The sequence below is a fragment of the Rathayibacter sp. AY1H2 genome (assembly GCF_002931985.1).
Classification (GTDB): Bacteria; Actinomycetota; Actinomycetes; order Actinomycetales; family Microbacteriaceae; genus Rathayibacter.
In genome coordinates, this window is sequence record NZ_PSUV01000001.1 from 444,367 (window position 1) to 469,765 (window position 25,399).

Sequence of the window (25,399 nt, forward strand, 5' to 3'; positions counted from 1 at the left end):
GCCGATGGATAGTGCTCGGTTGTGTAGATGAGGAGGTGACCCTGCCGAAGGGGAGCTGGATCAGAACAGACCGCGAGTCCGTCTTCCTCCCACACTCGACGCGGATTCGACCTGCAGAAGACGCATTCGGGGTCCCAGGTGACCGAAATTCTTCATCATTTCCTTTCGCTCGAACTCGATGAGATGGACTGGACTGCGGCAAGTGCTAGATCGACCTCATTTGTCGTAGTTCTCGGCCCGAAACTCACCCGGACAGTCCCGCCATCGCCTGTGCCGAGAGTCTCGTGGGCCAGAGGAGAGCAATGCAGTCCGGCGCGAACGAGAATGTCGAAGCGTTCTTCGAGGAGCGAAGCAGCAACACTCGGGGTCACACGGTTCATCCGGAACGACACCACTCCGACAGGTTCTTCGGCGCTGGGCGATTCGATGAGGGTGACCGCGCCACCACCACTGAGACCAGTAACGAATCGTTCTCGCAAATCGGTTGCTCGACGCCGCCTTCTGGCGATCTCGGCCCCGTCCAACAGCCTCAGAGCCGCGCCTAACCCGGCGATTCCGATCCCATTCTGTGTTCCCGCCTCTTGCGACCAGGGCAGCCAGCAGGGATGATCCCGACTTTCAGAACGTCCACCCGATCCGCCGGTGACGAAAGGCGACAACCGGACACCTTCTCCGACAACAGCGCCACCAACACCCAAAGGTCCCCCCAAACCCTTGTGCCCAGCGAACACCAGCACGTCCGCAAGACCCGCGTCGACATCAAGGTCCCCAAGCGCCTGCGCCCCATCCACGGCGATGAAAACACCGGCCTCTCTGCAGATTTCAGAGATTTCACGGATCGGAAGCACTGAACCGGAGACGTTGGAGGCCCAGGTGACAATGACCCCGGCGACTCCGCCGGCAAGCAGTTGCTCCTGCAGTCGATCGAGATCGAACGGTCCGCTGGTCGAGGGCGGAATGATCTCATGCCTGACCGAACCCTCCTGCGCCGCTGCATGAAGTGGCCGAACCACTGAATTGTGTTCGAAAGCGGACGTCAGGACGCGGCCCCCGATCGAGCCCAGGTGGTGCACAACCGCATTGAGAGACATCGTTGCATTCAGCGAGAAGGTCACCCGCTCCGGATCGATGCATTTGACCAGATCTGCTAGCGACTCACGAGCTGCCCAGACTTGGCCCTCAGCCCAAGCGGATAGCCGGTGCCCCGACCTGCCTGGGCTTGTTCCACGTTCAGCATAGGATTTCATGGCGTCCACTACATGATGCTCCTTGGGAAAAGACGTGGCCGCAGAATCGAGATAAATCACTCCGCACCTCTTCGTGTGGGTCTTCGTCGGTTCGATGTGATGATGAACATATATCCCACAGCCATCCACGCCGACGACTGGCACGAAATGACACTCGCCGCGCCTGGCTCTGTGAGAGCTGGACAGCGGGCGAGCCTTGGCGCCACGTCTGCGCGTGCGCTTGGTGTTCACGACCCGAGGGGTGCCACGCGCGCCACACTCTGGTCGCCGAAGGGCACAGCCTGCTACGGTCTCGCACATCGAATTGAGAAGTCACAAGCGAACTGACGTGAAGCGATCACTCCTTTACCGCGACATCGCGGAGTGCAGTCCGCAACGTACAATGAGGGCCGGCTCTGCGATGCCTCCAGGTACGCGAGAAAGGATGAAGGCATGTCAGGACCGTTGATCTTCCCGCAGAAAGCAGACGGTGTTTCTCCGGAGGTTTCAGTCGTCGTTCCGACCTATGACCGCCCTGACGAGTTGAGAAGAACTCTGACGACATTAGCGCAACAAGAGGCGTCGTTCACCTATGAGGTCATCGTCGCAGACGACGGCTCTTCGAGCGATACCGTTGCGGTCGTCAAGGCCTTCGAACACGCGATTGACATCTCATACACTCGCCAACGAGACGACGGGTTCCGCCTGAGCGCGGTAAGGAATCTCGGCGCGCGAGCATCTCGGGGCAGAACACTGATCTTCCTCGATTGCGGCACTCTCGCGGGCGAGAACCTGATTCAGTCCCATGCGGCGAACGTGGAAGTCGGTAAACGCAGTACAGCAGGGCCGACCTACGGCTGGGACTTCTCTGGCGAAGATGCCCATGCATTCCGTTCTCTTGTCAGCGGCCCGGACTGGCGCACAAGACACATGGAGATGGCTACGCGGCCCGGCTACGCTGATTACAGATCGGACAAGTGGTTGGATGTCGATGTCCGGCGGGTTCCGCTGGCGGTCCCCTGGCGTTTCTACTGGGGACGGAACATTGCAGTGGCGCGATCGGATTTCTTCTCCGCGGGCGGTTTCGACGAGCGCTTCTCAACTTATGGAGTCGAAGATGTGGAGTTCGGCTACAGGCTATGCCGGATGGGCCTTTCTCTTCACTGGATAGAGGACGCGTGGGGCGTAGAACTGCCGAGCATCTCCGAAAATACAGCCGAACAAGCAAGAAGCAATCGAGCTAACCTGGAACAGTGGGCCGATCGATGTGTCGATATGGAAATCGAGTTCTTCATCTGCAACAGGCCCCTGGCGCAATTGGAGCAGCCCGAGTGGGAGCGCGTCGCGAGGTGGGCTCGAGATTCAACGAACAGCCGAGCTGACCTGCAGATCCTTCGTCAGCATCCGAACGACACATCGATGCTTTTCGTCGGACTGATGTCTGAAGTAGCTCATTCACGGTCCGTCGTCGCGCTCGGGCCGGGTTTTCCCATTGCGTCCGAACATCCGAGCGGCTGGTCGACTGCACGGCGACCGGTCAATCTCAACGCGATCGGGATCCGATGCGGTTTCACCGAACGCGAATTCGACATGGTGTACCTGAGCGATGCGATGGCGCCCCTGGCTGCAGTGTGGGGTGAGCATCTTCTGGCCACGGCCCGGAGGTGCGGGAAGGACCTGTTGCTGGGGCGCGGTCTCGCCGCGGCATTTCAATCAGCGGGGATAGGGTCGGACGGCTTTTAGGTGAGAGATATTCAGTGGCGCGCATCAGTTTCGGATCGCAACGAGCCGGGCGACATCGAGGATCCACCTTCGTCCGCCCGCGCCAACTAGACCGGTCAGCGACTAAGGAGGAACCACTGTCTGGCGCTCGCGTCCCACAATCCGTCGCCCTGACCCTGCTGAGCAACGCGACCATCGGAGGCCTCACGAGCGTAGCCGTTCCCGTCTCCCTCGACTCGGCCGGTCACTCAAAGGGCGAGATCGCCGTGTTCTTTCTCGTCAACGCGGCCGCCGCCATCGTCTACAACACCCTGCTCGTCCCTACAGTTCGCCATCACGGGTACCCGCGCAGCGCATTGGTCCTGACCTGCGCAGCCGTCCCGGTCGCCCTCCTTGCACTCCGCGCGACCGCAGGTACATTCGTGCTCGTCATGCTGAGCGGCGTTCTCCTGCTCCTCGTCAGCACGATCGTCCCGCAGATCTTCGGCCGCGTCGCCGCGCAGCTGAGTGACGACGAACAGGTCGCCGCGGTCACGCGTCTTCGGCTGATGACGGTCGGCGGATACATCCTCGGCCTCGTCATCTACTCGGCCGTGTCCGCGCTCGGGCTCGATCCTCTCTTGATCGCCTCCGTGTTCGGCGGCATCACGATGATCGGTGCGACCTGCAGACCATTCGCTGGACGCGCGTTCCCGCGCGAGCACGATGGCGGAGAAGTCGGAACGCCTCGAGCGAGAAGCGGAGCGTTCTTCGCTGCGCTTGTCCTCGTGGCGCTTCTCAAGTCGGCCGACACCCTTCGGGGGATCTATCTGCCGCTGTTCGCTGTCTCGTCCGGGCTCCGCCCTGCCGAGGTGCCTCCTTTGTTCCTGATATCGGCTCTACTGGAGTTGGCCGCGCTGCCTCTGCTCGGTCGGCTCAGCGCGGCCCGCGGCAGCGCCGTCACCCTCGTCGTGATCGCCCTCTTCGGGGTCGGATCGTTCTCGCTCCTGCTCCTCGCGACCACCTATCCGGTGCTGCTGCTGGCCCAGGTGCTCTACGCCGTTGTGGGCGTCGGCTTTCAGAGCACCGGCCTGGTCCTGCTCGGTCGAACGAGCAGGGGCGGAGTCGGCGCGGGCGCCAGCGCATACACGGCCGTGACGCAGGTCGGGACCGTCCTCGGAGCAGTGCTGCCGCTGATGGTCGAGGGCTACTCGTCCGGGATCTTCGTCATCGCGACCGTCCTGGTGGCGCTGGCCGGGATGCTGGCCGTCGCGCTGCGGGCGGTCGGCGGACGCTGGTGACGGCATCCGATCGCGCCAGCACACCGGCGACTCTTGCGCACCGGATGCTGACTTTCTCGCGAAGCGCTGAATCAGACCGATGCACGCGTCTCAGCCGTAGTTGCGCACCCCCGCCCGGCCCTTCCGCGCTCATGACACCATCGGATGATGACCGAGACGCCGCCCGCCCCCGCCTCGACACCGGTGAAGAAGCGCCTCACGGCCGCCCGTCTCGCCCTGATCGCCGGCCTCGTCCTCGCCGTCGCCGGCCTGGCCGCGCTCGCACTCGTGCCTCTGCAGTACGCGAACATCGACCGTCAGGGCTTCGACTACGTCTGCAGCGTCAGCCTCGGCGGTGTCCCGCCCGAAGCGGGAGAGCTCGTCCGCGGCTTCTGGTCGTGGTGGCCGCTCGGCGCAGCCTGTGAATGGAAGCTCCTCAACGGCACGACGGTCGTCGACCTCCCCGACTGGTCGACGACCGCCGTCGCGATCGTGGGCGCCGTCCTGCTCGTCGTCGGAGCGGCGCTCGCGATCGCGTCGCCGTTCCTCCGCCGCCGGAGCGCTCCGGCCGGGACCGCCTAGCGGTCGAAGAGGTTCCCGAGGTCGCCGAGACCCGGCAGCTGGAAGTCCGAGCCGAACTCGGACACCTGCTCCCCCAGCCCGGACACGTGCTCGCCCGCGCCGGAGACGAACTCGCCCGCGCCGCCCGTGATGTCGCCGAAGTCACCCAGGTCCCCGAATCCGCCGGCCAGGTTCTCGAAGTCCACGCCGAGACCGGACGCCTGCGCGAGCAGAGGACCGGCGACGCTGCTGATCACGGCACCGCCTGCGACCGCCGCGAGCAGTCCGCCCGCCGCGCCGAGCCCGATGCCCGCCGCCGCTCCGACGCCCGCGCCCGCGAGCGTACCGCGCGTCCCCGGCTTCGAGAACATCTTCTTGAGGAATCCCGGGTTGTTCGCCTCTCCCCGCGTCGCCGCACGCGCCAGGTCGTCGGGGGCGGAGGACCGCGGCTGCTCGTTCGCGGGCAGCTCGTCGCGGAGCCGGGCCTCGACCTGGGTGCGCTGCGCCGGCGTCAGCTTCGCGAACGCGTCGCGGTGGACCTGCTCGAGCTGCTCCGGGTCGGCGGTGCGGAGGAGGTAGTCGTAGCGCGCGATCGCCGCGCGGTCCTCCTGCGTGACCACAGGCTGCTGCCCGGGCCGGGCGTCCTGGGGTCGCGCGGAGGGGCGCTGCGGCGAGCCGTACTGCTGGGGCGGCTGAGCCTGCCCGCTCCGCGAGTCGCCCGTCACCTTGTCGGCGGCGGTGCGCACCAGGTCGCGCCAATCGGTCGTCCCGCTCGAGGACGACCCCGAGCCGCTCTTCGAATCGAGCGCCTTCGACGCCATGCCGAGAACGCGCTTGAACATGCTCACAGAGAACCTTCCGTCGAGTACCAGCCTCGATCATGTCGAGGCAGCCTGAACGAAGGCCCGCGGGACGCCCTCAGAAGACCGTGAGCGGTCGGAACCTCGGGCGACGCTTCGAGAGCGTATCCGTGCTCCCCGCCTGATCGAGGAGCTCGCGCACGTACCGCGGGCGGAAGACGGCCCGCCACATCCCGCCGAGAAGGGGGTCTCGGATTCCGCCGGTCACCGCCTGCGGACGGCCGCCATGCGACCGGCTATCGCGAGCAGCGCACTGAAACCCGCGCGCCGTCTGTCCGCGAACGGGTCCCGCTGGATGGAGAGGCTCAGGACGAGGACGGCCGAGAACGCGCGACGGAGCTCCTCGGTCGTGCGTCCCTGCCGCCGAGGAGTCCCCACCCGGGCAGGACCATCGAGGGCTCGGACCGTCGTCGCCTCGACGAGCAGAGCTCGGAGTGCTGGGCGGGGGGCGGACGCTGGCGTCAGACGGAGCGAAAGCGGCGGTCGTCCGATGGACTGATCCCGATTGCGGATCGTGGTGCCCCTGGAGGGACTCGAACCCCCAACCTGCTCCTTAGGACGGAGTCGCTCTTCCATTGAGCTACAGAGGCTGGCCGAGCCAGTGTACCCGCCGTGCCCCGCCCCCCCGCGAAGCGACGACAGGGCCCCACCACAAGGCCAGCGAAGCACGCCACGGCCCTCGTCGCGGCGACTGCGCGGCACACCCCTCTTGACACGAAGGCCTCCCGCCTCCATGGTTAGCTACAATACCAACCAACCACCTAACCCAGCACCGAAGGAGCCCGCGTGGACGACTCCCGCCCGCTCTTCCTGCAGATCGCCGAGCAGATCGAGAACGACATCATCGACGGCGCGCTGCCGGAGGAGTCGCAGGTCCCGTCGACCAACGAGTTCGCCGCGTTCCACCGCATCAATCCGGCCACCGCCGGCAAGGGCGTGAACCTGCTCGTCGACGACGGGGTGCTCTACAAGAAGAGGGGGATCGGCATGTTCGTCGCCGAGGGGGCGCGCGACCGGCTGGTCGAGAAGCGCCGCACGCAGTTCCGCGACCAGTTCGTCGCTCCGCTGCTCGCCGAGGCCGCCAAGCTCGGCCTCAGCACCGAGCAGCTCGCCGACATGATCACAGAAGGGGGATCGCGATGAGCGCGGTCATCGAGGTCCACGACCTCACCAAGCACTACGGACGCATGCGCGCCGTCGACGGCATCGGCTTCGCGCTGGAGGAGAACCGCATCCACGGCCTCCTCGGCCGCAACGGCGCGGGCAAGACGACGCTGATGTCGCTGCTCACCGGCCAGGAGTTCGCCAGTTCGGGCGAGATCCGCGTCTTCGGGCAGTCGCCTGTGGAGAACGCCGCCGTCCTCTCCCGCACCTGCTTCATCAAGGAGAGCCAGAAGTACCCGGACGACTTCAAGGTGAAGCACGTCCTGCGCAGCGCTCCCTGGTTCTTCGACGGCTGGGACGAGGCGTTCGCCCGCGAGCTCGTCGAGGACTTCCGCCTCCCGGTCGACCGCAAGATCAAGAAGCTCTCCCGCGGACAGCTCTCGGCGATCGGAGTGATCGTCGGTCTCGCCTCCCGCGCCCCGCTCACGTTCTTCGACGAGCCGTACCTGGGGCTGGACGCCGTCGCCCGGCAGCTGTTCTACGACCGCCTCCTCCAGGACTTCGCCGAGCACCCGCGCACGGTCGTCCTCTCCACCCACCTCATCGACGAGGTCAGCAGCCTGCTCGAGCACGTCCTCGTCATCGATCAGGGCCGCCTCGTCGTCGACAGTGACGCGGAGGAGCTGCGGGGTGCTGCGGCAACGGTCATCGGACCCCGGCAGGCCGTCGAGTCGTTCACCGCCGGCCGCGAGGTCATCGCCCGCTCCGCTCTCGGCAGCCGCGCCTCTGCCACGCTCCCCCGCCTCGACGACGCCGGCCGCGCCTCCGCCGCCCGCCACGGGCTCGAGCTCGAGTCCGTCCCCCTCCAGCAGCTCGTCGTCCAGCTCACCACCGGGAAGGCCTCGGAATGACCGCCCTCACCGGCGCCCACACGCGCCACGACACCGCCGTCGGCCGCCTCGGCAGCATCGTCCGCCTGCACTTCGCGAACCCCGCCACGATCCTCTACACGCCGCTGATCATCACGGCCGTCATCCTGGCGGGCAACCTGGTCGTCTGGTGGCTGATCCTCCGCGGGCTCGACTCCGGCGAGCGCCTCGAGGCGCAGGAGGGGATGGCCTACTCCGGCGCGTCCTTCTTCCTCTTCGTCTACATGATGGTCGTGGCCGTCCAGTCGGTGAACGTCACCTTCGGCCTCGCCCTCGGCTACGGTGCCACCCGCCGCGACTTCTCCCTCGGCACGGCCCTCACCTTCGTCGCCCTCTCGGTCTTCTACACCGGCGTCTTCGTGGTCCTCGGGATCGTGGAGCGCGCGACCGACGGCTGGGGCTTCGGCGGCAGCTTCTTCCGCTCGATCTACTTCGGCGGGGACTCCGTGGGCGAGCAGGCCGTCGCGGTGCTCTGCGCCCTGCTCTTCTTCTTCTTCATCGGAGCGGCGACGGCGGCGGTCTACGTGCGCTGGCGCCAGCGCGGGATGCTGCTCTTCTTCGGGATCCTCGGCGCCCTCCTGCTGGCCGTGATCACCCTCCTCACCCTCACCGAGAACTGGCCCGCCGTCGGCTCCTTCTTCGGCAGCGTCGGATACGCGGGCGGCTACGCCCTCTCGCTCATCCCGACCGCGATCGCCGGAGTCGCGGGCTGGGCGATCCTCCGCCGCGCCACCCCGCGCAGCAGCTGACACCACCGCCACCGATCCGAGAGGACCGACCATGACCGCCCCCGCCCGCCGCTCCGCCTCCCCGCGGAGGATCCTCTCCGTCCTGAGGCTCCACCTCGCCCACCCCGGGACGGTCCTCGGCTGGCCGCTGCTCGTCCTGCTCGCCGTCCTCGCCGGCAACCTCGTGATCTGGTGGCTCGTCCTCCGCGGGATCGGGGCCGAGCGGGGCGGCGGCGACTCGGGCATCCTGCTCGTGGGGCCGGGGATGCTGATCGTCGTCTTCCTCTTCATCGGCTCCATCCAGGCCACGACCGCCACCTTCGGGCTGGCGCTGAGCTACGGAGCGACCCGGCGCGACCACGTCCTCGGCAGCGCCCTCGCCTTCGCGGCACTGTCCGTGCTCTGGTCCGCGATCGTCGTGGCCCTCGGGGTGCTCGAGGAGGCGACCGGGGGCTGGTGGCTGGGTGGCGCGCTCTTCCTCGCCTCCCCCCTCGACGGTCCGTGGCACGAGCGCTTCGTCGTCCTGCTCTGCTCGCTCCTCGCCGCCTTCGCCCTCGGGGGAGCAGCGGGAGCGGTCTTCCTCCGCTGGCGGGAGCGCGGAGTGACGGCCTTCCTCCTCGCCCTCGGAGCGGCGGCACTCGCGGTGGTCGTCGTCGTCGCTCTCGCCGGGGGCCGGCCGGTCGTGGCGGACGTCCTCGAGAGCGCGGGCACCGCCGGAGCCGCCGCTCTGCTCCTCGTCCCCGCCGCGCTCCTGACGGCGGTCGGGTCGCTGGTCCTCCGCCGGGCGACGCCGCGCGCCTGACCCCCTCCGGAGCCGGGCTTGCAAGGCCCTTCCGCCCCGGGCGTCCGGATGCCAGCGTGGGCACATGGCCGACTCCCCCGCTCCGTCCCTCCTGCCCGTCCCCGAGCACAGCTGGATCGCCCGACCCGCCGACGCCGAGCTGACGCAGGACACTCTCGACACCGTCGACGCCTGGTGGCGCGCCGCGAACTACCTCGCGGTCGGGCAGATCTACCTGCTCGCGAACCCGCTCCTGAAGACCCCGCTGAGCCGGGAGGACATCAAGCCCCGCCTGCTCGGCCACTGGGGCACCACCCCCGGCCTCAACCTGATCTACGCGCACCTGAACCGCGCGATCCGCGAGCGCCGCCAGCCGACCCTCTACATCACCGGTCCCGGCCACGGCGGACCGGGCATGGTCGCCAACGCCTACCTCGACGGCACCTACAGCGAGATCTACTCCCACATCGACGAGTCGGAGGAGGGGCTGCGCCGCCTCTTCCGCCAGTTCAGCTTCCCCGGGGGCATCCCCAGCCACGCCGCCCCCGAGACTCCGGGCAGCATCCACGAGGGCGGAGAGCTCGGCTACGCGCTGAGCCACGCGTACGGAGCGGCCTTCGACAACCCGGACCTCCTGGTCGCGGCGGTCGTCGGCGACGGCGAGGCTGAGACCGGCCCGCTCGCCACCAGCTGGCACTCCAACAAGTTCGTGAACCCGCTCACCGACGGCGTCGTCCTGCCGATCCTGCACCTCAACGGCTGGAAGATCGCGAACCCGACCGTCCTCGCCCGCATCCCGCAGGAGGAGCTCGACAGCCTCCTCCGCGGGTACGGCCACGAGCCGTTCCTCGTCGAGGGCGGCTTCGACGGCGAGGACCCGATGCGCGTGCACGAGCGGTTCGCCGACGTCCTGGACACGGTGCTCGACCGCATCGCGGCGATCAAGGAGCGCGCCGCCGCCGGCGACCTCTCACGCCCGGCCTGGCCGATGATCGTGCTGAAGACCCCGAAGGGCTGGACCTGTCCGACCGAGATCGACGGCGTCCAGGTGGAGGGCACCTACCGCTCGCACCAGGTCCCGCTGCCCAACGCGCGCGACACGGAGGCGCACACCCGGCTCCTCGAGGACTGGCTCCGCTCCTACCGGCCCGAGGAGCTCTTCACCGAGGAGGGCGGCGTGGTCGACCGCGTCCGCTCGCTGGCCCCCGAGGGCGAGCTGCGGATGAGCGCGACCCCGCACGCGAACGGCGGGCTGCTGCGGCAGACCCTCGACCTGCCCGACTTCCGCCGCTACGAGGTCGTCGTGGAGCAGCCGGGTGGCACCGTCGCGGAGGCGACGAAGGTGCTCGGCGAATGGCTCGCCGACGTCATCCGCGCCAACCCGACCAACTTCCGCCTCTTCGGGCCGGACGAGGTCGCGAGCAACCGGCTGCAGTCCGTCTACGCCGCCACCGACAAGCAGTGGGACGCCGAGCTCAGCCCCCTCGACGACCACCTGGCCCGCGCCGGGCGGGTCATGGAGGTGCTCTCGGAGCACCAGTGCCAGGGCTGGCTGGAGGGCTACCTGCTCACCGGCCGCCACGGGCTCTTCACCTGCTACGAGGCGTTCATCCACATCATCGACTCGATGTTCAACCAGCACGCGAAGTGGCTGGACGGCACCCGCGACATCGAGTGGCGCCGCCCGATCGCGAGCCTCAACTACCTGCTCTCGAGCCACGTCTGGCGCCAGGACCACAACGGCTTCAGCCACCAGGACCCGGGCTTCATCGACCACGTCGTCAACAAGAAGCCCGAGGTCGTGCGCGTCTACCTGCCCTTCGACGCGAACACGCTCCTCTCGACCTACGACCACTGCCTCCGGAGCGTGGACTACGTCAACGTGGTCGTCGCCGGCAAGCAGCCCTCGCCCCAGTGGCTCACGATGGCGGAGGCGGTCGCGCACTGCACGCGGGGCCTCGGCATCCTGGAGTGGGCGAGCAGCGAGCGGCAGGGCGAGTCCCCGGACGTCGTGCTCGCCTGCGCGGGCGACGTGCCGACCCTCGAGACCCTCGCGGCGGTGAGCATCCTCCGCGAGACGCTGCCGGACCTCGCGATCCGCACGGTCAACGTGGTCGATCTGATGCGCCTGATGTCGGAGTCGGAGCACCCGCACGGCCTCTCCGACCGCGAGTTCGACGCCATCTTCACTCCCGACCGCCCGATCGTGTTCGCCTACCACGGCTATCCGTGGCTCATCCACCGCCTGACCTACAAGCGGACCGGCCACGGCAACCTGCACGTGCGCGGGTACAAGGAGAACGGCACCACCACCACTCCCTTCGACATGGTGATGCTCAACGACCTCGACCGCTACTCGCTGGTGATCGACGTCATCGACCGGACCCCCGGCCTCGGCGCCCGCGCCGCCGGTCTCCGCCAGGAGATGCAGGACGCCCGCATCCGCGCCCGCGCCTACACCCGCGAGCACGGCGAGGACATCCCCGAGGTCGCGAACTGGACCTGGGCCGGCGAGCGCTCCGGCAACGCCAGCGCCAACACCGGCAACGACAACGAATGACGCGGCGCGAGGGACGACCTCAGCGGCGTTGTCGTCAGGCGCGATACCTCCGGTATCGCTTCCTCCTCCGCCTTGCCGAGCCCGCCCCTCGCACCGCGTCCACTCGAACGGCGGAACGTCGTCATCGGATATCCGCGGGGGCGATGCCGACTCCGCAGCGTCAGGCTGCGGGAGCCAGGTAGTCGTCCCAGTCGGGCTGCGTCCGCTCCGCGCCGCGCACGAGCCAGGAGCCGGCGCGCGGCATCCGGGGGACGGTGCGCAGACGCCATCCCATCTCGTGCGGGGTGCGGTCGCTCTTGACGTTGTTGCAGCGCTGGCAGCAGGCGACGAGGTTCTCCCACGTGTCCCGGCCCCCGCGCGACTTGGGCTGGATGTGGTCGATCGTCGCCGCGTGCTGACCGCAGTAGCCGCAGCGGTGGTTGTCCCGGCGGAGCACGCCCCGGCGCGACACCGGCACGCTCCGGCCGCTCGGGATGCGCACGTACCGGGTCAGCACGATCACCGAGGGCCGCACGTGGTCGCCGTGCGCGCTGTGCACCGGATTGCCCTCGTCCGCGGCGATCACGGTCGCCTTCTCCGTCATCAGCAGGACCAGGGCCCGCTTGAACGACACCACCGCGAGCGGCTCGTAGCCGGCGTTGAGAACCAGAGTGCGCATCAGTGACCTCCGTGCTGTCGCACGCCGTCACGCGAAGGCGCCGCGACCACGAGCAAGGGCGCCGTCGTGATGACGGCGCCCTGCGAGGCCGCGGCGGAGTGCCGCGCGATGACGTGGAGTCGTATCCGCGTGTCGGAGGAGTGCACCGCCGCGGTGAGGACCCGCGCGCGTATCGAATCGGCCGGCCGCACGCGCGAGCGCAGCCCCACGCTGTGGCGCCCGCTCCGCTCGGCCATCCCGGCACTCCGTCCCTCGACGAATCGATCCGCTCGCCACGCGAGCGGACTGGGGTTCAGGTTAACCCTTCACGCCCGGAACACCAGGGGTCGGTCCGGATTCGTCACGCGGCGTTCACACGGCGGGACGACGAGAGCCCGCGCCCTCCAGGAGGGGACGGGCTCTCGAGCGGATCGACCGGATCAGCCGTTGATGCGCACGATCCGGTAGTCGGAGGTCCACAGCGGCTGCACGCGGACGCTCGCGCCCTCGTAGGGTGCGTGCAGGATGTTGCCGTTGCCGGCGTAGAAGCCGTCGTGGCCGTCCATGATGACGAGGTCGCCGGGCTGCGCGTCGGCGAGCGAGACGGAGGTGCCCATGGCGCCCTGGCCCGCGGCCGAGTGCGGCATCGAGATGCCGTACTGGGCGAAGACGTACATCACGAAGCCGGAGCAGTCGAAGCCGCTCGGGTCGGCTCCACCGAAGACGTAGGGCACGCCCTGGTACTGCATCGCTGTGTCGAACACCGCCGAGAGGCTGTAGCTGGTGGTCGGGGCGGCGGCCGCGATCTCGCTGGCCGAGGCGCCGGAGTAGGAGTTGAACTCCTCGGCGGTCTCGGCGCGCGCCTCCGCGACGTCGCTCGTGTCGACGACGGGCTCGGCCACCACGACGGGCTCGGGCTCGGGTGCGGGCGGCGGGGGGGCCGCCTCGGCCGAGAAGCCGTCGCGGGCGATCGCGGCCTGCACCACTCCGCCGTCGACGGCGACGGTCTGCGCGGAGCCCTGGCGGAGGAGGTCGGCTCGCGATGCCGCGAACAGGCCGTCGTCCTGGCTGCCCGGAGTGAAGGCGTAGGCGGGGAGCGCCATCGTCGCGACCAGCGCGCCGGCGAAGCCGACCATCGCGACCTTGCCGACGACACGGCCTCGGCGCTTGCGCGGGGTCCCGGCCGGCGACGGCACGAAGTCGGTGATGTCCGCGCGGCGGGCAGGAGCTGCGGGAACGGCGCGACGGGAGACGGGTGCGTCCCCGTGGATCCGGGCGCGGATGACCGGGGGCCGGTTCTCGAAGGTCGCGTCGCCGGAGCGGTCGGGGTGGTTGGAGCGGAACCGGTCGGGTGAGCCGGCGTCCTCGTTCGGGGTGAGGGGGTTCTGGGGCAAGGGGGAGATCCTCCGACGTCCCCTCAGCCCAGGCAGCTGTCCCGTCTCATGCACGAAGCATCGGTGTGCACAGGATCCGAGACGGGTGTGGGGGCGTCGGATCCCGCGCCCTGGGACCGAGGCTCGGCCGCAGGGCTCCACAGAGCGTAAGCGACCGTTACCGATTTGTCACCTTCTCGGCGGGAAGAGACCGCTCTCCCGTTCGCCTCCGGTCACCGGATGCGGTAAGGGCCCGTACGGGCCGCTCCCAGGGAGACGCGGGTCAGACGACGAGGAAGATGTGCGCCGCGACCTCGTTCGGCAGCTCGATGCCCGCCTCGGCGCCGTCGATGCGAGCGAGCACGTAGCCGTTGAGGGCCGAGAACTCGCCCTCGGCACCGGGGACGACGCCGGCCTGCTTGAGCTGGAGAAGGAGCTCCGGATCGACCTGCGCCGGCTCGCCGAGGCGCCGGACGACGCCGCGGCGGGGCTCGCTCGACCCCGCGACGAAGCGCGGCAGGCTGATGACGCCGTCGGCGAAGCGGGAGGCGGGGGTGTCGCCGAGCTCGTCCAGGCCCGGGATCGGATTGCCGTAGGGTGACTCGGTCGGGTGGTCGAGCATCTCGAGGAGGCGGCGCTCGACCTGCTCGCTCATCACGTGCTCCCAGCGGCAGGCCTCCTCGTGCACGAACTCCCAGTCGAGCTTGATGACGTCGTGGAGGAGCCGCTCGGCGAGGCGGTGCTTGCGCATGACGTGGATCGCCTTGCGGCGGCCGTCGGAGGTGAGCTCGAGGTGGCGGTCGCCCGAGACGACGACGAGGCCGTCGCGCTCCATGCGACCGACGGTCTGCGACACGGTCGGCCCGGAGTGGCTGAGCCGCTCCGAGATGCGCGCGCGCAGCGGGATGATGTTCTCCTCCTCGAGCTCGAGGATGGTGCGCAGGTACATCTCGGTGGTGTCGATCAGATCCGTCATCTCAGCCTTCCCGTCTCGGCGCGCTCCACCCTAGTGGTCGCCACGACGCAGCATCGGCGCTGCGGCGCGACGCAGGCCTCCGTCGCTCGGAGGAGGGGTGCGGGCCGGGAACCCTAGTATTAACGCATGCCGGACCTCACCATTCCTCGCGAGCTGCTCCCCCACGACGGACGGTTCGGCTGCGGCCCGTCCAAGGTGCGGCACGACCAGCTCGCCCATCTCGCGACGCAGGGCGCGCACCTCCTCGGGACCTCGCACCGCCAGGCGCCCGTCAAGGACCTCGTCGGGCGCGTGCGCGAGCACCTCGCCACGCTGTTCCGCATCCCCGACGGCTACGAGGTCCTGCTGGGCAACGGCGGCTCGACCGCCTTCTGGGACGCCGCCGCCTTCTCCCTCATCGAGCGCCGCGCCGAGAACCTCACGTTCGGCGAGTTCGGCCAGAAGTTCGCGGCCGCCGCCTCCGCGCCGTTCCTCGAGCCGGCCCACGTCGTCTCCGCCCCCGCGGGGTCCCGGAGCGAGGTCGAGATCGTCGAGGGGATCGACGTGTACGCGTGGCCCCACAACGAGACGAGCACCGGAGTGATGGCCCCGGTCCGCCGGGTCCGCGGCGACGAGGGCGCGCTCACCGTCATCGACGCCACCAGCGCGGCGGGCGGCATCGACGTCGACATCGCCGAGGCCGACGTCTACTACTTCGCCCCGCAGAAGAACTTCGCCTCCGACGGCGGACTCTGGTTCGGTCTCTTCTCCCCCGCCGCCATCGAGCGGATCGAGCGCATCGCGGCGAGCGGCCGCTACATCCCCGAGTTCCTGAGCCTCAAGAACGCCGTCGACAACTCGCGCCTGAACCAGACGCTGAACACTCCGGCGCTCTCGACCCTCCTGCTGATGGAGTCGCAGCTCGAGTGGATGAACGCCTCGGGCGGCCTGGCCTGGGCGTCGGCGCGCACGGCCGAGTCCTCCTCCGCGATCTACGACTGGGCCGAGGCCTCGAGCCTCGCCACCCCGTTCGTCGAGGTGCCCGAGCACCGCTCCCAGGTCGTCGCGACCGTCGACTTCGACGCCTCCGTCGATGCCGCTCTCGTCGCGAAGATCCTCCGCGCGAACGGGATCGTCGACACGGAGCCGTACCGCAAGCTCGGCCGCAACCAGCTGCGCGTGGCGACGTTCGTCGCGATCGAGCCGGACGACGTCCGCTCGCTGCTCGGCTGCATCGACCACGTCCTCGAGCGCCTGGCGGTCTGAGGCACGCCATGCGGCTGTGGTTGCGCGAGGAGGAGCGGCGGCCCGCGCCGCCGCCCTACGCGAGCGACGACGCGACGGCTCTGCTGGTCGGGTGCGTCGTCTGGGCGGTCGCGCTCGTGGCCGTGCTCGTGGCGACGGCCGTCGGAGCCGTCATCGAGCCGGTCGTCCTGTCGACCGTCGTGATCGGACTGGTCCTCGGCACGATCGGGCTGTTCTACAGCCGCAACCGCCGCTAGACCGCGTCGGTCTCCATCCGGAGTCCGGTGCCGTCGGCCTCGGGCTCGAGACGGACGGCAGGCCGGTGAACTCGCCGAGGCGCTCGACGTGGGTGCCGCCGCACGCGATCGCGGCGTCCCCCGCGGGGAGGGTGCAGCGCCATGTCCGCCGCGTGCCGAGGAGGTCGTCGTCGCGCTCGATGCGCACCTCCGCGTCCGAGGCGATCCACTCGGCGAGGAGGGCGTTCACCCGCTCCTGCACCTCGAGGATCTCCGCCAGCAGGCGGGCGGTGTCCATCCCGCTGCGTCGGAGGGACTTGCCGAGGCGGTAGACGTCGGTGGAGCCGGACTCGCGGATCCGCGAGGTCTGGATCGCCGCCTGGTCGAAGTCCGGGTTGTCCAGGGCGTCGGTGCGCGCCGGCTTCGACCAGAACGAGGCCAGAGCGGCGTTGAGGGCGAGGGAGGCGAGGTGGCAGGCGGTGTGCCCGCGGGAGAGCTCGTGCCGGTGGTCCGCGTCGACCTCGATGTCGACCTCGTCGTCCACGTGCAGTGAGGAGGCGTCGTCGACGATGTGGACGACGACGAAGCTCCACTCCGGAGTGCCGAGCCGCGCCGGGAGCCGCTCGCCGACGTGCAGCTCGCCGCCCTGCCACGCCCCGATGCGGCAGTCGATGAGGGGATGCCGCTCCCCCGCCACGACCAGCGCGCCGCGGTCGGGCCCCTGGTCGGGCCAGGTCGGGTCGACGGGGTGAGCGGCGGTCGCATCGAGGACGACCGCCCAGCGGCCGTTTTGCAGCCGGCCCACGTGCTGCACGCGCCCGGAGGAGCGCACGGCGCCGCCGGGATAGGCGATGCAGGTGTCGGAGTCGATGCTCATCGGGCGGCGCCGGACCGGATCAGCGGCGACGGCGACGGCGACGGGTCGTCGGGGCGGGAGCGGGCTCGGGCTCGACGTCGTCGGAGTCCTCGTCGTCGGAGTCGTCGTCCGGGTCGTCGGAGTCGTCCTCGTCCGAGTCCTCGTCGTCCGAGTCGTCGTCGTCGGAATCGTCCTCCGAGTCGTCGTCGTCCTCCGAGTCGTCGTCGTCGCCCGCGTCCTCGTCGGAGTCGTCGTCCGACTCGTCGTCGAGGTCGTCTTCCTCGGCGTCCTCGAGCTCGTCGTCGTCCGCGTCCTCGACCTCCTCGCCGAGCGCGTCCTGCGCGGTCTGGTAGTCGGCCAGACGCACGGACCACGGCACCCAGTCCGGAGCGAGGACCGCGCCCTCGCCCGGCAGCAGCTCGACCTCCAGGACGTTCACGTCCTCGGTCTCGTCGATCCGGGACAGCGTCGCCGTCCACAGCCAACCCGGGTACCCGCGCATGAGGTTCGCGAACTGCAGCGACACGACGTGCTCGCCCTGCGCCAGAGTCGTGACCAGCTCGCCGATCGTCCCCTCGGGGGCGATCTCGGCGAGCGCGGCGCGAGCGACATCGAGAGACCCCGCGAGCACGGCGTCCGCCTCGTAGACGGGCCCGGGAGCCTCGTCCGCGGCGGCCTCGTCCGCCTCCCCCGGGGAAGCGTCGTCGTCGGCCTCGGAACGGTCGTCGGCGACGGGGGCGGAATCCTCAGCAGAAGTCGCATCCTCAGCAGGAGCCCCGTCCTCAGCAGGAGCCGCATCCTCAGCAGGAGCCGCATCCTCAGCAGGAGCCGCATCCTCAGCAGGAGCCGCATCCTCAGCAGGAGCCGCATCCTCAGCAGGAGTCAAGTCGTCAGCAGGAGTCAAGTCGTCAGCAGGAGCCATGTCCTGAGCAGGAGCCGAGTCCTCAGATGTTCCCGCGTCGTCAGCAGGAACCGCATCGTCAGCAGTGGCCGCGTCCTCAGCAGGAGCCGGCACTGCACCAGAAGCCGTGCCCGAGCCGGAGACTCCCGCCTCCGCGGCGACGTCGTCGGCCGGAAGAGTCTCCTCCGCAGAGGCGGAGTCCTCGGCAGAAGCCTCGGCCACCGGGAGGGCCGCGTCGCTCTCACCCTCGCCGGAGGGCGCCTCGTCGACAGGAGCCGCCTGGTCAGCGTCGATATCCTCGTCGGCTCCGCGCGCGTCCTCAGCGGAGGAGTCAGAATCGGCGGGAATCGCGTCCGGCTCGGCGCCGGAGTCACCCTCTTCCGAGGACTGCTCCACGCGAGCGTCCTCCGTGGTCGGAGCGGCGACGGTCTCCTCGACCGGGCCCTGCTCGTCGGTCGTGCCGTCGGCGTCAGGCATCCAGCTCGTCCGCAACCCGGCGCAGGAGCGCCGCGATCGTGCGCCCGTGCGCCTTGTCGGGGTAGCGGCCGCGCTTGAGCCCCGCGCCGATCCCGTCGAGCAGCTTGACCGTGTCCTCCACGATCACGGACATGTCGTCCGCGGACTTCCGGTTGAGCTTCACCAGGCTCGGCGGGGCGTCGAGGACGCGCGCCGAGAGCGCCTGCGCCCCGCGCTTGCCGTCGGCGATGCCGAACTCGAGGCGGGTGCCGGCCTTGACCGCGGTCCCGGAGGGCAGCGCGGAAGCGTGCAGGAAGACCTCCTGGCCGTCATCAGTGCTGATGAAGCCGAAGCCCTTCTCCTCGTCGTAGAACTTGACCTTGCCGGTAGGCATGCAGACCCCTCCTGGAAATGAAGCAGCCATCAGTTTAGTCGACCGGGGCCGCCCTATCCTTGACGGGTGAAGCCACAGGAGCCGGCGGGCGTCGGACGCGCGGAGCGCACGCTCGCCTACATGTTCATCGCGATCATCGTCGTGACGGTCCTCGCGTTCCTCGCGATCCTTGTTGCCTTGGTGCTCGGGGTACAGAAGATCGGCCCGTTCTGGCAGTTCGTCTTCGCCGTGCCGCTGGTGGGCCTGCCCATCGCGTTCCTCATGATGATCGCGATGCTCATCGTGGGGGTCCGGCGCCGCCGCGCGCAGTCCTGATCGGACGCGCTCTCCTCCTGCCGCACCGCCTCCGATCCGGCGTTCCCCGCCGCCGAGCCGGCACCGAGCGCCCGGACAACCGACTCCCAGACTCCGTACAGCCGACGGCCAGATACTGTCCTGCATGGACGGACCCCGCATTCTCATCGTCGACGACGAGCCCAACATCAGAGACCTGCTCACCACGAGCCTCCGCTTCGCCGGCTTCGCCGTGCGTGCGGTCGGCAACGGGGCCCAGGCCATCTCGGCGGTCCTCGAGGAGGAGCCGGACCTGATCATCCTCGACGTGATGCTCCCGGACATGAACGGATTCGGTGTGACCAAGCGCCTCCGCTCGGCCGGGTACACCTCCCCCATCCTCTTCCTCACGGCGAAGGACGACACCGAGGACAAGATCACGGGCCTCACCGTCGGCGGTGACGACTACGTCACGAAGCCGTTCAGCCTCGACGAGATCGTCGCGCGCATCAAGGCGATCCTCCGCCGCACCATGCACGCCGAGGAGGACGCGGTCATCCGGGCCGGCGAGCTGACGATGGACCAGGACACGCACGAGGTCCTCGTCGGCGACGAGCCGGTGGAGCTCAGCCCCACCGAGTTCAAGCTGCTCCGCTACCTGATGCTCAACCCGAACCGGGTGCTCAGCAAGGCGCAGATCCTCGACCACGTGTGGGAGTACGACTTCAACGGCGATGCGGGCATCGTCGAGTCCTACATCTCGTACCTGCGACGTAAGCTCGACACGCATTCGGAGGAATCGCTCATCCAGACCAAGCGAGGATTCGGATACATGCTGAAGGTCGCGAAGGCCTAGCCTCCGCCACCTCGGCGCCACCTCCCGCCGGAGGCGCGGCGCCCGCCGATCCCGAGGGAGTTCCACCGCCATGCACCAGGGTCTGGCCGAGCGGTGGAACTCCATCTCGTTGCGCACCAAGATCACCGCGGTCACGGTCCTCCTGCTCACGCTGGGACTCCTCGTCTCCGGGATCGGGACGATGACGATGCTGAAGCCGCAGCTCGTCGCCCAGCTCGACGCACAGCTGGCCGACCAGGTCCAGCGGACGGCGAGCGACCTCTCCGTCAACGACTTGGCCGCGATCGACGAGTCCAAGGCCGATTTCGGCGCCGTCTACGACCAGTACGGCACGCTCGACAACACGAACGCGTCCGGCGCGGCCGACCCCGCCTTCCCGCAGACCTTCACCCTCGAGCAGGCGCTGCAGGGCGGCGACAAGCCGATGGAGATCTGGAGCTCCAACGGCAAGGTCGAGTACCACGTGATGTCGACGGTGTTCACGAGGGGCACCGAGTACCAGACGCTCCTGCTCGCGGTGTCGACCCGCAGCGTCGACGTCATCATGACGACGTACCTCACGATCTTCCTCGGCTTCGGAGTCGCGATCGTCGTGATCGGCGCACTCCTCACCCGCCTGCTGGTCACCACCACCTTCGCCCCGCTGCGCGAGGTCGAGCAGACCGCCGCCGCCATCGCCGACGGCGACTTCAGCCAGCGCCTGGACGGCACGACACCCAACACCGAGGTCGGACGCCTCAACCGCTCCCTGAACGCGATGCTCGGGCGGATCGACTCCGCCTTCCGCGACCGCGCCCGCACGATCGACCAGATGCGCCGCTTCGTCGGCGACGCCAGCCACGAGCTGCGCACCCCGCTGGTCTCCGTCCGCGGCTACGCCGAGCTGTACCGGATGGGCGCTCTGCAGACGCCCGAGGCCGTCGGCCAGGCGATGGAGCGCATCGAGAAGGAGGCGATCCGGATGGGCGGCCTGGTCGAGGACCTCCTCGAGCTCGCCCGCCTCGACGAGACGAAGCCTCTCGCACTCGCGCCCGTCGATCTGATGCCGCTCGCCCGCGACGCCGCGATGGACGCGATGGCCTCCTGGCCCGACCGCGACTTCGGCGTCGAGACCCGTGACGACACCCCCGTGGAGACGCCCGCGCTCGAGCCCGACGAGGCCGGCGCCTCCGCCACTCAGACCATGGAGCTGACGAACCCCGGGCTCACCGGCCCGATCGCCGCGGCAGGAGCGAGGCTCGCCCGATTCCGCCGGCGTCCGCGCCGGGTCAACGCCGAGGAGATCGCCGCCGGCACCGCCACCGCCCCCGAGGAGCCGGGCGTGCCCGCGATGGTGATGGCGGAGGAGAACAAGATCCGCCAGGTCCTGACGAACCTGATCGGCAACGCCGTCCGCTACACGCCCGAGGACACTCCGATCGAGATCGGCGTCGCCGTCGACCGCTCCCGCCGCCTCGCCCTGCTGGAGGTCATCGACCACGGCGAGGGCATCCCGCCGCAGATCCGCGAGAAGATCTTCCAGCGCTTCTGGCGCGCGGACACGTCGCGGACCCGCGAGACCGGCGGCAGCGGCCTCGGACTGGCGATCGTGTCCTCGATCGTCGCCGCGCACAAGGGCCGCGTGGACGTCGTCGAGACGCCGGGCGGAGGCGCGACCTTCCGCGTCGCGCTGCCGCTGCTCACGGTCGGCCAGAACGGCGAGACCTCCCCCGCCTCGGTCTGATCCGCACCGCGGTCCGTCCTTCCTCGGGGGCCCCTTCGGTCCGAGCTCTCCCGTCGACGTCCGCGAGCGGCACAGATCGATCCGCCCGAGCGACCGTGACCTCGCCCACCCGGCCCGCACGGCCGCGCACGGCCGCGCACGGCCGCGCACGGCTCACTCTCTCCTCTTGGGGACCAACGGGCGGCGAGCCCGCCCGGACCGCTGGAGATGACACCCGACGCTCGACGGATGCCGCGTCGCCGGCTCTTGCAGAGTCGCCGTCCGCATCCGTTCGGCCGACGACATCTCCGCCCCGACCCCGTACGTCGCGACCCGCACCGGCGCACCCCACGCGCTTCTGGTGCCGGTGTCCGCTGAGGAGACCGAGGCGGCGCGGAGTGCGGTGCCACCGCAGGAGGACCGCCGTTGTGGTCGCGGAGCGGATTCAGAACCACCTGCCGGTTCGGTCGCCTGCTGCTCGCTCAGATGCCTCCGGAAACGCCGAAGGCGGCTCCCCCGGAGGGGAACCGCCTTCTGCGTGGTGGGGGGACGGACTAGAAGTCCATGCCTCCGGTGGGGTCGCCGCCCGCGGCGACCGGGTTCTTCTCGGGCTTGTCGGCGACGACGGCCTCCGTGGTGAGGAAGAGACCGGCGATCGACGCCGCGTTCTGCAGAGCGGAGCGCGTGACCTTGACCGGGTCGATGATGCCCGCGGCGATGAGGTCGACGTACTCGCCGGTCGCGGCGTTGAGGCCGTGTCCGGTGGGCAGCTCGCGGACCTTCGCAGCGACGACGCCGGGCTCCATGCCCGCGTTGAGGGCGATCTGCTTGAGCGGGGCGTCGATGGCGACCTTGACGATGTTCGCGCCGGTCGCCTCGTCTCCGACGAGCTCGAGCTTCTCGAAGGCGAGCTTGCCGGCCTGGATGAGGGCGACGCCACCACCGGCGACGATGCCCTCCTCGACGGCGGCCTTCGCGTTGCGGACGGCGTCCTCGATGCGGTGCTTGCGCTCCTTGAGCTCGACCTCGGTCGCCGCTCCGGCCTTGATGACCGCGACGCCGCCGGCGAGCTTCGCGAGGCGCTCCTGGAGCTTCTCGCGGTCGTAGTCGCTGTCGGTGTTCTCGATCTCGCCGCGGATCTGCGCGACGCGGCCGGCGATGGCCTCGGCGTCGCCGGCACCCTCGACGATCGTGGTCTCGTCCTTGGTGATGACGACCTTGCGGGCCGAGCCGAGCAGGTCGAGGGTGACGTTCTCGAGCTTGAGGCCGACCTCCTCGGAGATGACCTGGCCGCCGGTGAGGATCGCGATGTCCTGGAGCTGCGCCTTGCGACGGTCGCCGAAGCCGGGGGCCTTGACGGCGACCGACTTGAAGATGCCGCGGATCTTGTTGACGACCAGGGTCGCCAGCGCCTCGCCGTCGACGTCCTCGGCGATGATCAGCAGCTGCTTGCCCGCCTGGATCACCTTGTCGACGACCGGGAGCAGGTCCTTGATGTTCGAGACCTTGGAGTTGACGATGAGGATGTAGGGGTCCTCGAACACCGCCTCCTGACGGTCGGGGTCGGTCACGAAGTACTGCGACAGGTAGCCCTTGTCGAAGCGCATGCCCTCGGTGAGCTCGAGCTCGGTGCCGAAGGTGTTCGACTCCTCGACGGTGACGACGCCCTCCTTGCCGACCTTGTCGATCGCCTCGGCGATGATCGCGCCGATCTCGGGGTCCGCGGCGGAGATGGAGGCGGTCGCCGCGATCTCCTCCTTGGTCTCGATCGCCTTCGCGCCGGCGATGAGCTCGGCGGTGACAGCCTTGACGGCCTTCTCGATGCCCTTCTTGAGGCTGATCGGGTCGGCGCCGGCCGCGACGTTGCGCAGGCCCTCGCGGACGAGCGCCTGAGCGAGGACGGTCGCGGTGGTGGTTCCGTCGCCGGCGACGTCGTCGGTCTTCTTGGCGACCTCCTTGACGAGCTCGGCGCCGATCTTCTCGTACGGCTCGTCGAGCTCGATCTCCTTGGCGATGGAGACGCCGTCGTTCGTGATGGTGGGAGCGCCCCACTTCTTCTCGAGGACGACGTTGCGGCCGCGCGGGCCGAGGGTCACCTTGACCGCGTCGGCCAGAGTGTTGAGTCCACGCTCGAGGCCGCGGCGGGCTTCTTCGTCAAAAGCAATGATCTTGGCCATGTGTGTTTCTCGTCCCTCCCGGACGTCGTGAAATGTCTGTGCTGGCACTCGACCGGAGCGAGTGCCAAGGTCGATTCTGGCACTCGCGGTGGACGAGTGCAAGCGACCGGCACGCGGTCCGACACGAAGGAGCCGCCGCCCGCACGAGGCGGACGACGGCTCCTGGGAGGCTCGGCGGTCAGGCCGGGCGGACCGATTCGGCCTGGGGGCCCTTCGACCCCGTGCCGACCTCGAACGCGACCTGCTGCCCCTCCTCGAGGACCTTGTACCCCGACATGTCGATCGCGGAGTAGTGGACGAAGACGTCCTGTCCGCCGCCGTCGACCGTGATGAAGCCGTAGCCCTTCTCAGCGTTGAACCACTTGACGGTTCCGTTCGCCATCTCTGTACTCCCCAGTGCTGTGATGCCCGCGGCACGAGCGATGTGCTGGTGCCTGGTCAGGAATACTAATCCGGCTGTCGGCCCCGGGAGGGGCTGGAAGGGGCCTCGCGGGGAAGAGTTGCCCGGGATTCAACACGGAGGAAACGTGCCCGTAACAGAGGGCCCCGATCAGCCCTGCTCGGAGGCGTAATCGGCCCCCAGGACCACGACGACGGAGCCCGTCTCGACGAAGTCCTGCGAGAGCAGGACGGTCCCCGTTCCGAGCGAGTCGACGAGACCGAGGGCCGCTCCCTCGAGCGCTGGGTCGGTGTAGTAGACGGTCGTGGCGGCGATGTCCTCGGTGTTCGCGTTCGCGACGGTCGGGACGCTCCATCCGGCCGTCGTCAGGGCGTCGCCGGCGCTGGCGGCGAGTCCGACGGTGGCGGTGCCGTTGAGGACGGCGACGGCGAGATCGGGATCGAGCGTCGCGGCAGCGGTCGGAGTCGCCTCCGCGGTCGCGGTCGGCGGAGTGAAGACGTCCGTGAACTGCACCCGGTCGTCGATGACCAGCAGCCCGATGAAGCCGAGCAGGACGATGACTCCGGTGGCGAGGGCGGCCCAGGCGAGGGCGACGGCGCGGGCGTGAGGGGCCGGCGGCCGGCGGTGGGCGCCGACGCGCGCCTCCGTCGCCGGGACCTCGTCGAAGCGGTCTCTCGGGTGCGTGTTCGACATCGGGGGTACGGCCGGCCTTCCGTTGGTGGACTCGAGCAGCTCGTCTACTCGAGGCGCCCGAGGCGTCGCGAGGCGCGGGCGCCGGCGCGCTGGTCGCGGATGCGCTGCAGCCGCGTGACGAGCATCGGGTCGTGCGCGAGGGCGGCCGGAGAGGCGAGCACCGCGCTGAGCACCTGATAGTAGCGGGCGGCCGACAGTCCGAACTGGGAGCGGATCGCGTCGTCCTTGTCCCCGGAGCGGGCCGTCCACTCGCGCTCGAAGGCGAGCACCCGCAGCTCGCGCTCGGACAGACCGGTGCCCGGTCTCGGGTCCGTCGTCCTGCTCATCCGTCCAGGGTAGGCAGGCCCACGGCCGCCGCCGGGGAGGCGCTCCGAACACCTCGTGACCGTGTCGCGGCATGGAGGCGGGGAGTCTCCTCCACAGCCCGCGGAGGCGGAATGGAGCCGTCGCCCCGGGGGTTGGACCAGGTGGAGGGGCGCGACCGCCCCCGTACACTGACGAGGATTCCGAGGGAG

Annotated in this window: 25 protein-coding genes and 1 tRNA gene; 13 read left to right on the plus strand and 13 right to left on the minus strand. The window is 69.4% G+C overall.

Annotation, left to right across the window (positions count from 1 at the left end; genetic code table 11):
* Window positions 1-155: 155 nt before the first annotated feature.
* Complete coding sequence (locus C5C29_RS02030; protein ID WP_181074980.1) at window positions 156-1,307, minus strand: aminotransferase class V-fold PLP-dependent enzyme; 1,152 nt, start codon at window positions 1,305-1,307, stop codon at window positions 156-158.
* 372 nt (window positions 1,308-1,679) lie between these two features.
* Between C5C29_RS02030 and C5C29_RS02035 the strand changes: the two genes are divergently transcribed.
* The 3 genes from C5C29_RS02035 (at window position 1,680) to C5C29_RS16960 (ending at window position 4,789) form a co-directional block, all read left to right on the plus strand.
* Window positions 1,680-2,969 carry a glycosyltransferase gene (locus C5C29_RS02035; RefSeq protein WP_104224617.1) on the plus strand — a complete coding sequence of 430 codons (1,290 nt, stop codon included), beginning with the start codon at window positions 1,680-1,682 and terminating at the stop codon, window positions 2,967-2,969.
* 14 nt (window positions 2,970-2,983) lie between these two features.
* Complete coding sequence (locus C5C29_RS02040) at window positions 2,984-4,228, plus strand: hypothetical protein (RefSeq protein ID WP_146083449.1); 1,245 nt, start codon at window positions 2,984-2,986, stop codon at window positions 4,226-4,228.
* A gap of 147 nt (window positions 4,229-4,375) precedes the next feature.
* Window positions 4,376-4,789: a hypothetical protein gene (locus C5C29_RS16960; RefSeq protein ID WP_104339898.1), complete on the plus strand. Its 414-nt coding sequence runs from the start codon at window positions 4,376-4,378 to the stop codon at window positions 4,787-4,789.
* On the opposite strand, the gene C5C29_RS02050 is transcribed toward C5C29_RS16960, so the two are convergent.
* Window positions 4,786-5,610 (minus strand): hypothetical protein, encoded by an 825-nt coding sequence (locus C5C29_RS02050; RefSeq protein WP_258062356.1) that lies wholly within the window; start codon window positions 5,608-5,610, stop codon window positions 4,786-4,788. The genes C5C29_RS16960 and C5C29_RS02050 overlap by 4 nt on opposite strands.
* Before the next feature lie 533 nt (window positions 5,611-6,143).
* A tRNA-Arg gene (locus C5C29_RS02055) sits at window positions 6,144-6,218 on the minus strand.
* Window positions 6,219-6,414: 196 nt separating this feature from the next.
* Between C5C29_RS02055 and C5C29_RS02060 the strand changes: the two genes are divergently transcribed.
* The 5 genes from C5C29_RS02060 to C5C29_RS02080 all read left to right on the plus strand — a co-directional run bounded on the left by C5C29_RS02060 (window position 6,415) and on the right by C5C29_RS02080 (window position 11,730).
* Entirely contained in the window at window positions 6,415-6,771 is a 357-nt protein-coding gene (locus tag C5C29_RS02060; protein ID WP_104224613.1) for a GntR family transcriptional regulator, read from the plus strand.
* The gene (locus C5C29_RS02065) at window positions 6,768-7,643 is read left to right on the plus strand and encodes an ABC transporter ATP-binding protein (RefSeq protein WP_104224612.1); all 876 of its coding nucleotides are present in this window, start codon (window positions 6,768-6,770) and stop codon (window positions 7,641-7,643) included. Before C5C29_RS02060 ends, C5C29_RS02065 begins: the two co-directional genes overlap by 4 nt.
* Window positions 7,640-8,410: an ABC transporter permease gene (locus C5C29_RS02070; RefSeq protein WP_104224611.1), complete on the plus strand. Its 771-nt coding sequence runs from the start codon at window positions 7,640-7,642 to the stop codon at window positions 8,408-8,410. The genes C5C29_RS02065 and C5C29_RS02070 overlap by 4 nt, the downstream gene beginning before the upstream one ends.
* 31 nt (window positions 8,411-8,441) lie before the next feature.
* Window positions 8,442-9,191, plus strand: a complete 750-nt coding sequence (locus C5C29_RS02075) for a hypothetical protein (RefSeq protein WP_104224610.1) — start codon at window positions 8,442-8,444, stop codon at window positions 9,189-9,191.
* A 64-nt stretch (window positions 9,192-9,255) separates the two neighbouring features.
* Window positions 9,256-11,730, plus strand: a complete 2,475-nt coding sequence (locus C5C29_RS02080; protein WP_104224609.1) for a phosphoketolase — start codon at window positions 9,256-9,258, stop codon at window positions 11,728-11,730.
* A gap of 160 nt (window positions 11,731-11,890) precedes the next feature.
* On the opposite strand, the gene C5C29_RS02085 is transcribed toward C5C29_RS02080, so the two are convergent.
* The 3 genes from C5C29_RS02085 to C5C29_RS02100 all read right to left on the minus strand — a co-directional run bounded on the left by C5C29_RS02085 (window position 11,891) and on the right by C5C29_RS02100 (window position 14,716).
* A complete protein-coding gene (locus C5C29_RS02085; protein WP_104224608.1) occupies window positions 11,891-12,388 on the minus strand; it encodes an HNH endonuclease in 498 nt (165 codons plus the stop codon).
* Between the two features lie 419 nt (window positions 12,389-12,807).
* Window positions 12,808-13,761 (minus strand): C40 family peptidase, encoded by a 954-nt coding sequence (locus tag C5C29_RS16965; RefSeq protein WP_258062354.1) that lies wholly within the window; start codon window positions 13,759-13,761, stop codon window positions 12,808-12,810.
* A 262-nt stretch (window positions 13,762-14,023) separates the two neighbouring features.
* On the minus strand, window positions 14,024-14,716 hold the full coding sequence (locus C5C29_RS02100; protein ID WP_104224606.1) for a metal-dependent transcriptional regulator: 693 nt from the start codon (window positions 14,714-14,716) through the stop codon (window positions 14,024-14,026).
* A 126-nt stretch (window positions 14,717-14,842) separates the two neighbouring features.
* On the opposite strand from C5C29_RS02100, the gene serC reads away from it, so the two are divergent.
* A complete protein-coding gene (gene serC / locus C5C29_RS02105; protein ID WP_104224605.1) occupies window positions 14,843-15,961 on the plus strand; it encodes a phosphoserine transaminase in 1,119 nt (372 codons plus the stop codon).
* A gap of 8 nt (window positions 15,962-15,969) precedes the next feature.
* Complete coding sequence (locus tag C5C29_RS02110; protein ID WP_104224604.1) at window positions 15,970-16,197, plus strand: DUF2530 domain-containing protein; 228 nt, start codon at window positions 15,970-15,972, stop codon at window positions 16,195-16,197.
* On the opposite strand, the gene C5C29_RS02115 is transcribed toward C5C29_RS02110, so the two are convergent.
* The 3 genes from C5C29_RS02115 to C5C29_RS02125 are packed head-to-tail and all read right to left on the minus strand — an operon-like array spanning window position 16,112 to window position 18,783.
* Window positions 16,112-17,053: a metal-dependent hydrolase gene (locus tag C5C29_RS02115; protein ID WP_104224603.1), complete on the minus strand. Its 942-nt coding sequence runs from the start codon at window positions 17,051-17,053 to the stop codon at window positions 16,112-16,114. The genes C5C29_RS02110 and C5C29_RS02115 overlap by 86 nt on opposite strands.
* 19 nt (window positions 17,054-17,072) lie before the next feature.
* Window positions 17,073-18,410: a DUF3027 domain-containing protein gene (locus tag C5C29_RS02120; RefSeq protein WP_258062352.1), complete on the minus strand. Its 1,338-nt coding sequence runs from the start codon at window positions 18,408-18,410 to the stop codon at window positions 17,073-17,075.
* Entirely contained in the window at window positions 18,403-18,783 is a 381-nt protein-coding gene (locus C5C29_RS02125) for a cold-shock protein (RefSeq protein ID WP_104224602.1), read from the minus strand. Before C5C29_RS02125 ends, C5C29_RS02120 begins: the two co-directional genes overlap by 8 nt.
* A gap of 66 nt (window positions 18,784-18,849) precedes the next feature.
* On the opposite strand from C5C29_RS02125, the gene C5C29_RS02130 reads away from it, so the two are divergent.
* From C5C29_RS02130 to C5C29_RS02140, 3 genes are all read left to right on the plus strand, one after another.
* A complete protein-coding gene (locus C5C29_RS02130; protein WP_258062351.1) occupies window positions 18,850-19,098 on the plus strand; it encodes a hypothetical protein in 249 nt (82 codons plus the stop codon).
* 124 nt (window positions 19,099-19,222) lie between these two features.
* Window positions 19,223-19,912, plus strand: coding sequence for a response regulator transcription factor (locus C5C29_RS02135; protein WP_055787731.1), 690 nt, complete (start codon window positions 19,223-19,225; stop codon window positions 19,910-19,912).
* A gap of 70 nt (window positions 19,913-19,982) precedes the next feature.
* Window positions 19,983-21,635, plus strand: a complete 1,653-nt coding sequence (locus C5C29_RS02140) for a HAMP domain-containing sensor histidine kinase (protein ID WP_104224601.1) — start codon at window positions 19,983-19,985, stop codon at window positions 21,633-21,635.
* A gap of 533 nt (window positions 21,636-22,168) precedes the next feature.
* Here C5C29_RS02140 and groL read toward each other — a convergent pair.
* From groL to C5C29_RS02160, 4 genes are all read right to left on the minus strand, one after another.
* The gene (gene groL, locus C5C29_RS02145) at window positions 22,169-23,791 is read right to left on the minus strand and encodes a chaperonin GroEL (protein WP_104224600.1); all 1,623 of its coding nucleotides are present in this window, start codon (window positions 23,789-23,791) and stop codon (window positions 22,169-22,171) included.
* 178 nt (window positions 23,792-23,969) lie between these two features.
* Window positions 23,970-24,173 carry a cold-shock protein gene (locus tag C5C29_RS02150; RefSeq protein ID WP_104224599.1) on the minus strand — a complete coding sequence of 68 codons (204 nt, stop codon included), beginning with the start codon at window positions 24,171-24,173 and terminating at the stop codon, window positions 23,970-23,972.
* A gap of 168 nt (window positions 24,174-24,341) precedes the next feature.
* A complete protein-coding gene (locus tag C5C29_RS02155) occupies window positions 24,342-24,884 on the minus strand; it encodes a LytR C-terminal domain-containing protein (RefSeq protein ID WP_104224598.1) in 543 nt (180 codons plus the stop codon).
* A 44-nt stretch (window positions 24,885-24,928) separates the two neighbouring features.
* Entirely contained in the window at window positions 24,929-25,210 is a 282-nt protein-coding gene (locus C5C29_RS02160; protein ID WP_104224597.1) for a DUF3263 domain-containing protein, read from the minus strand.
* Window positions 25,211-25,399 lie beyond the last annotated feature (189 nt).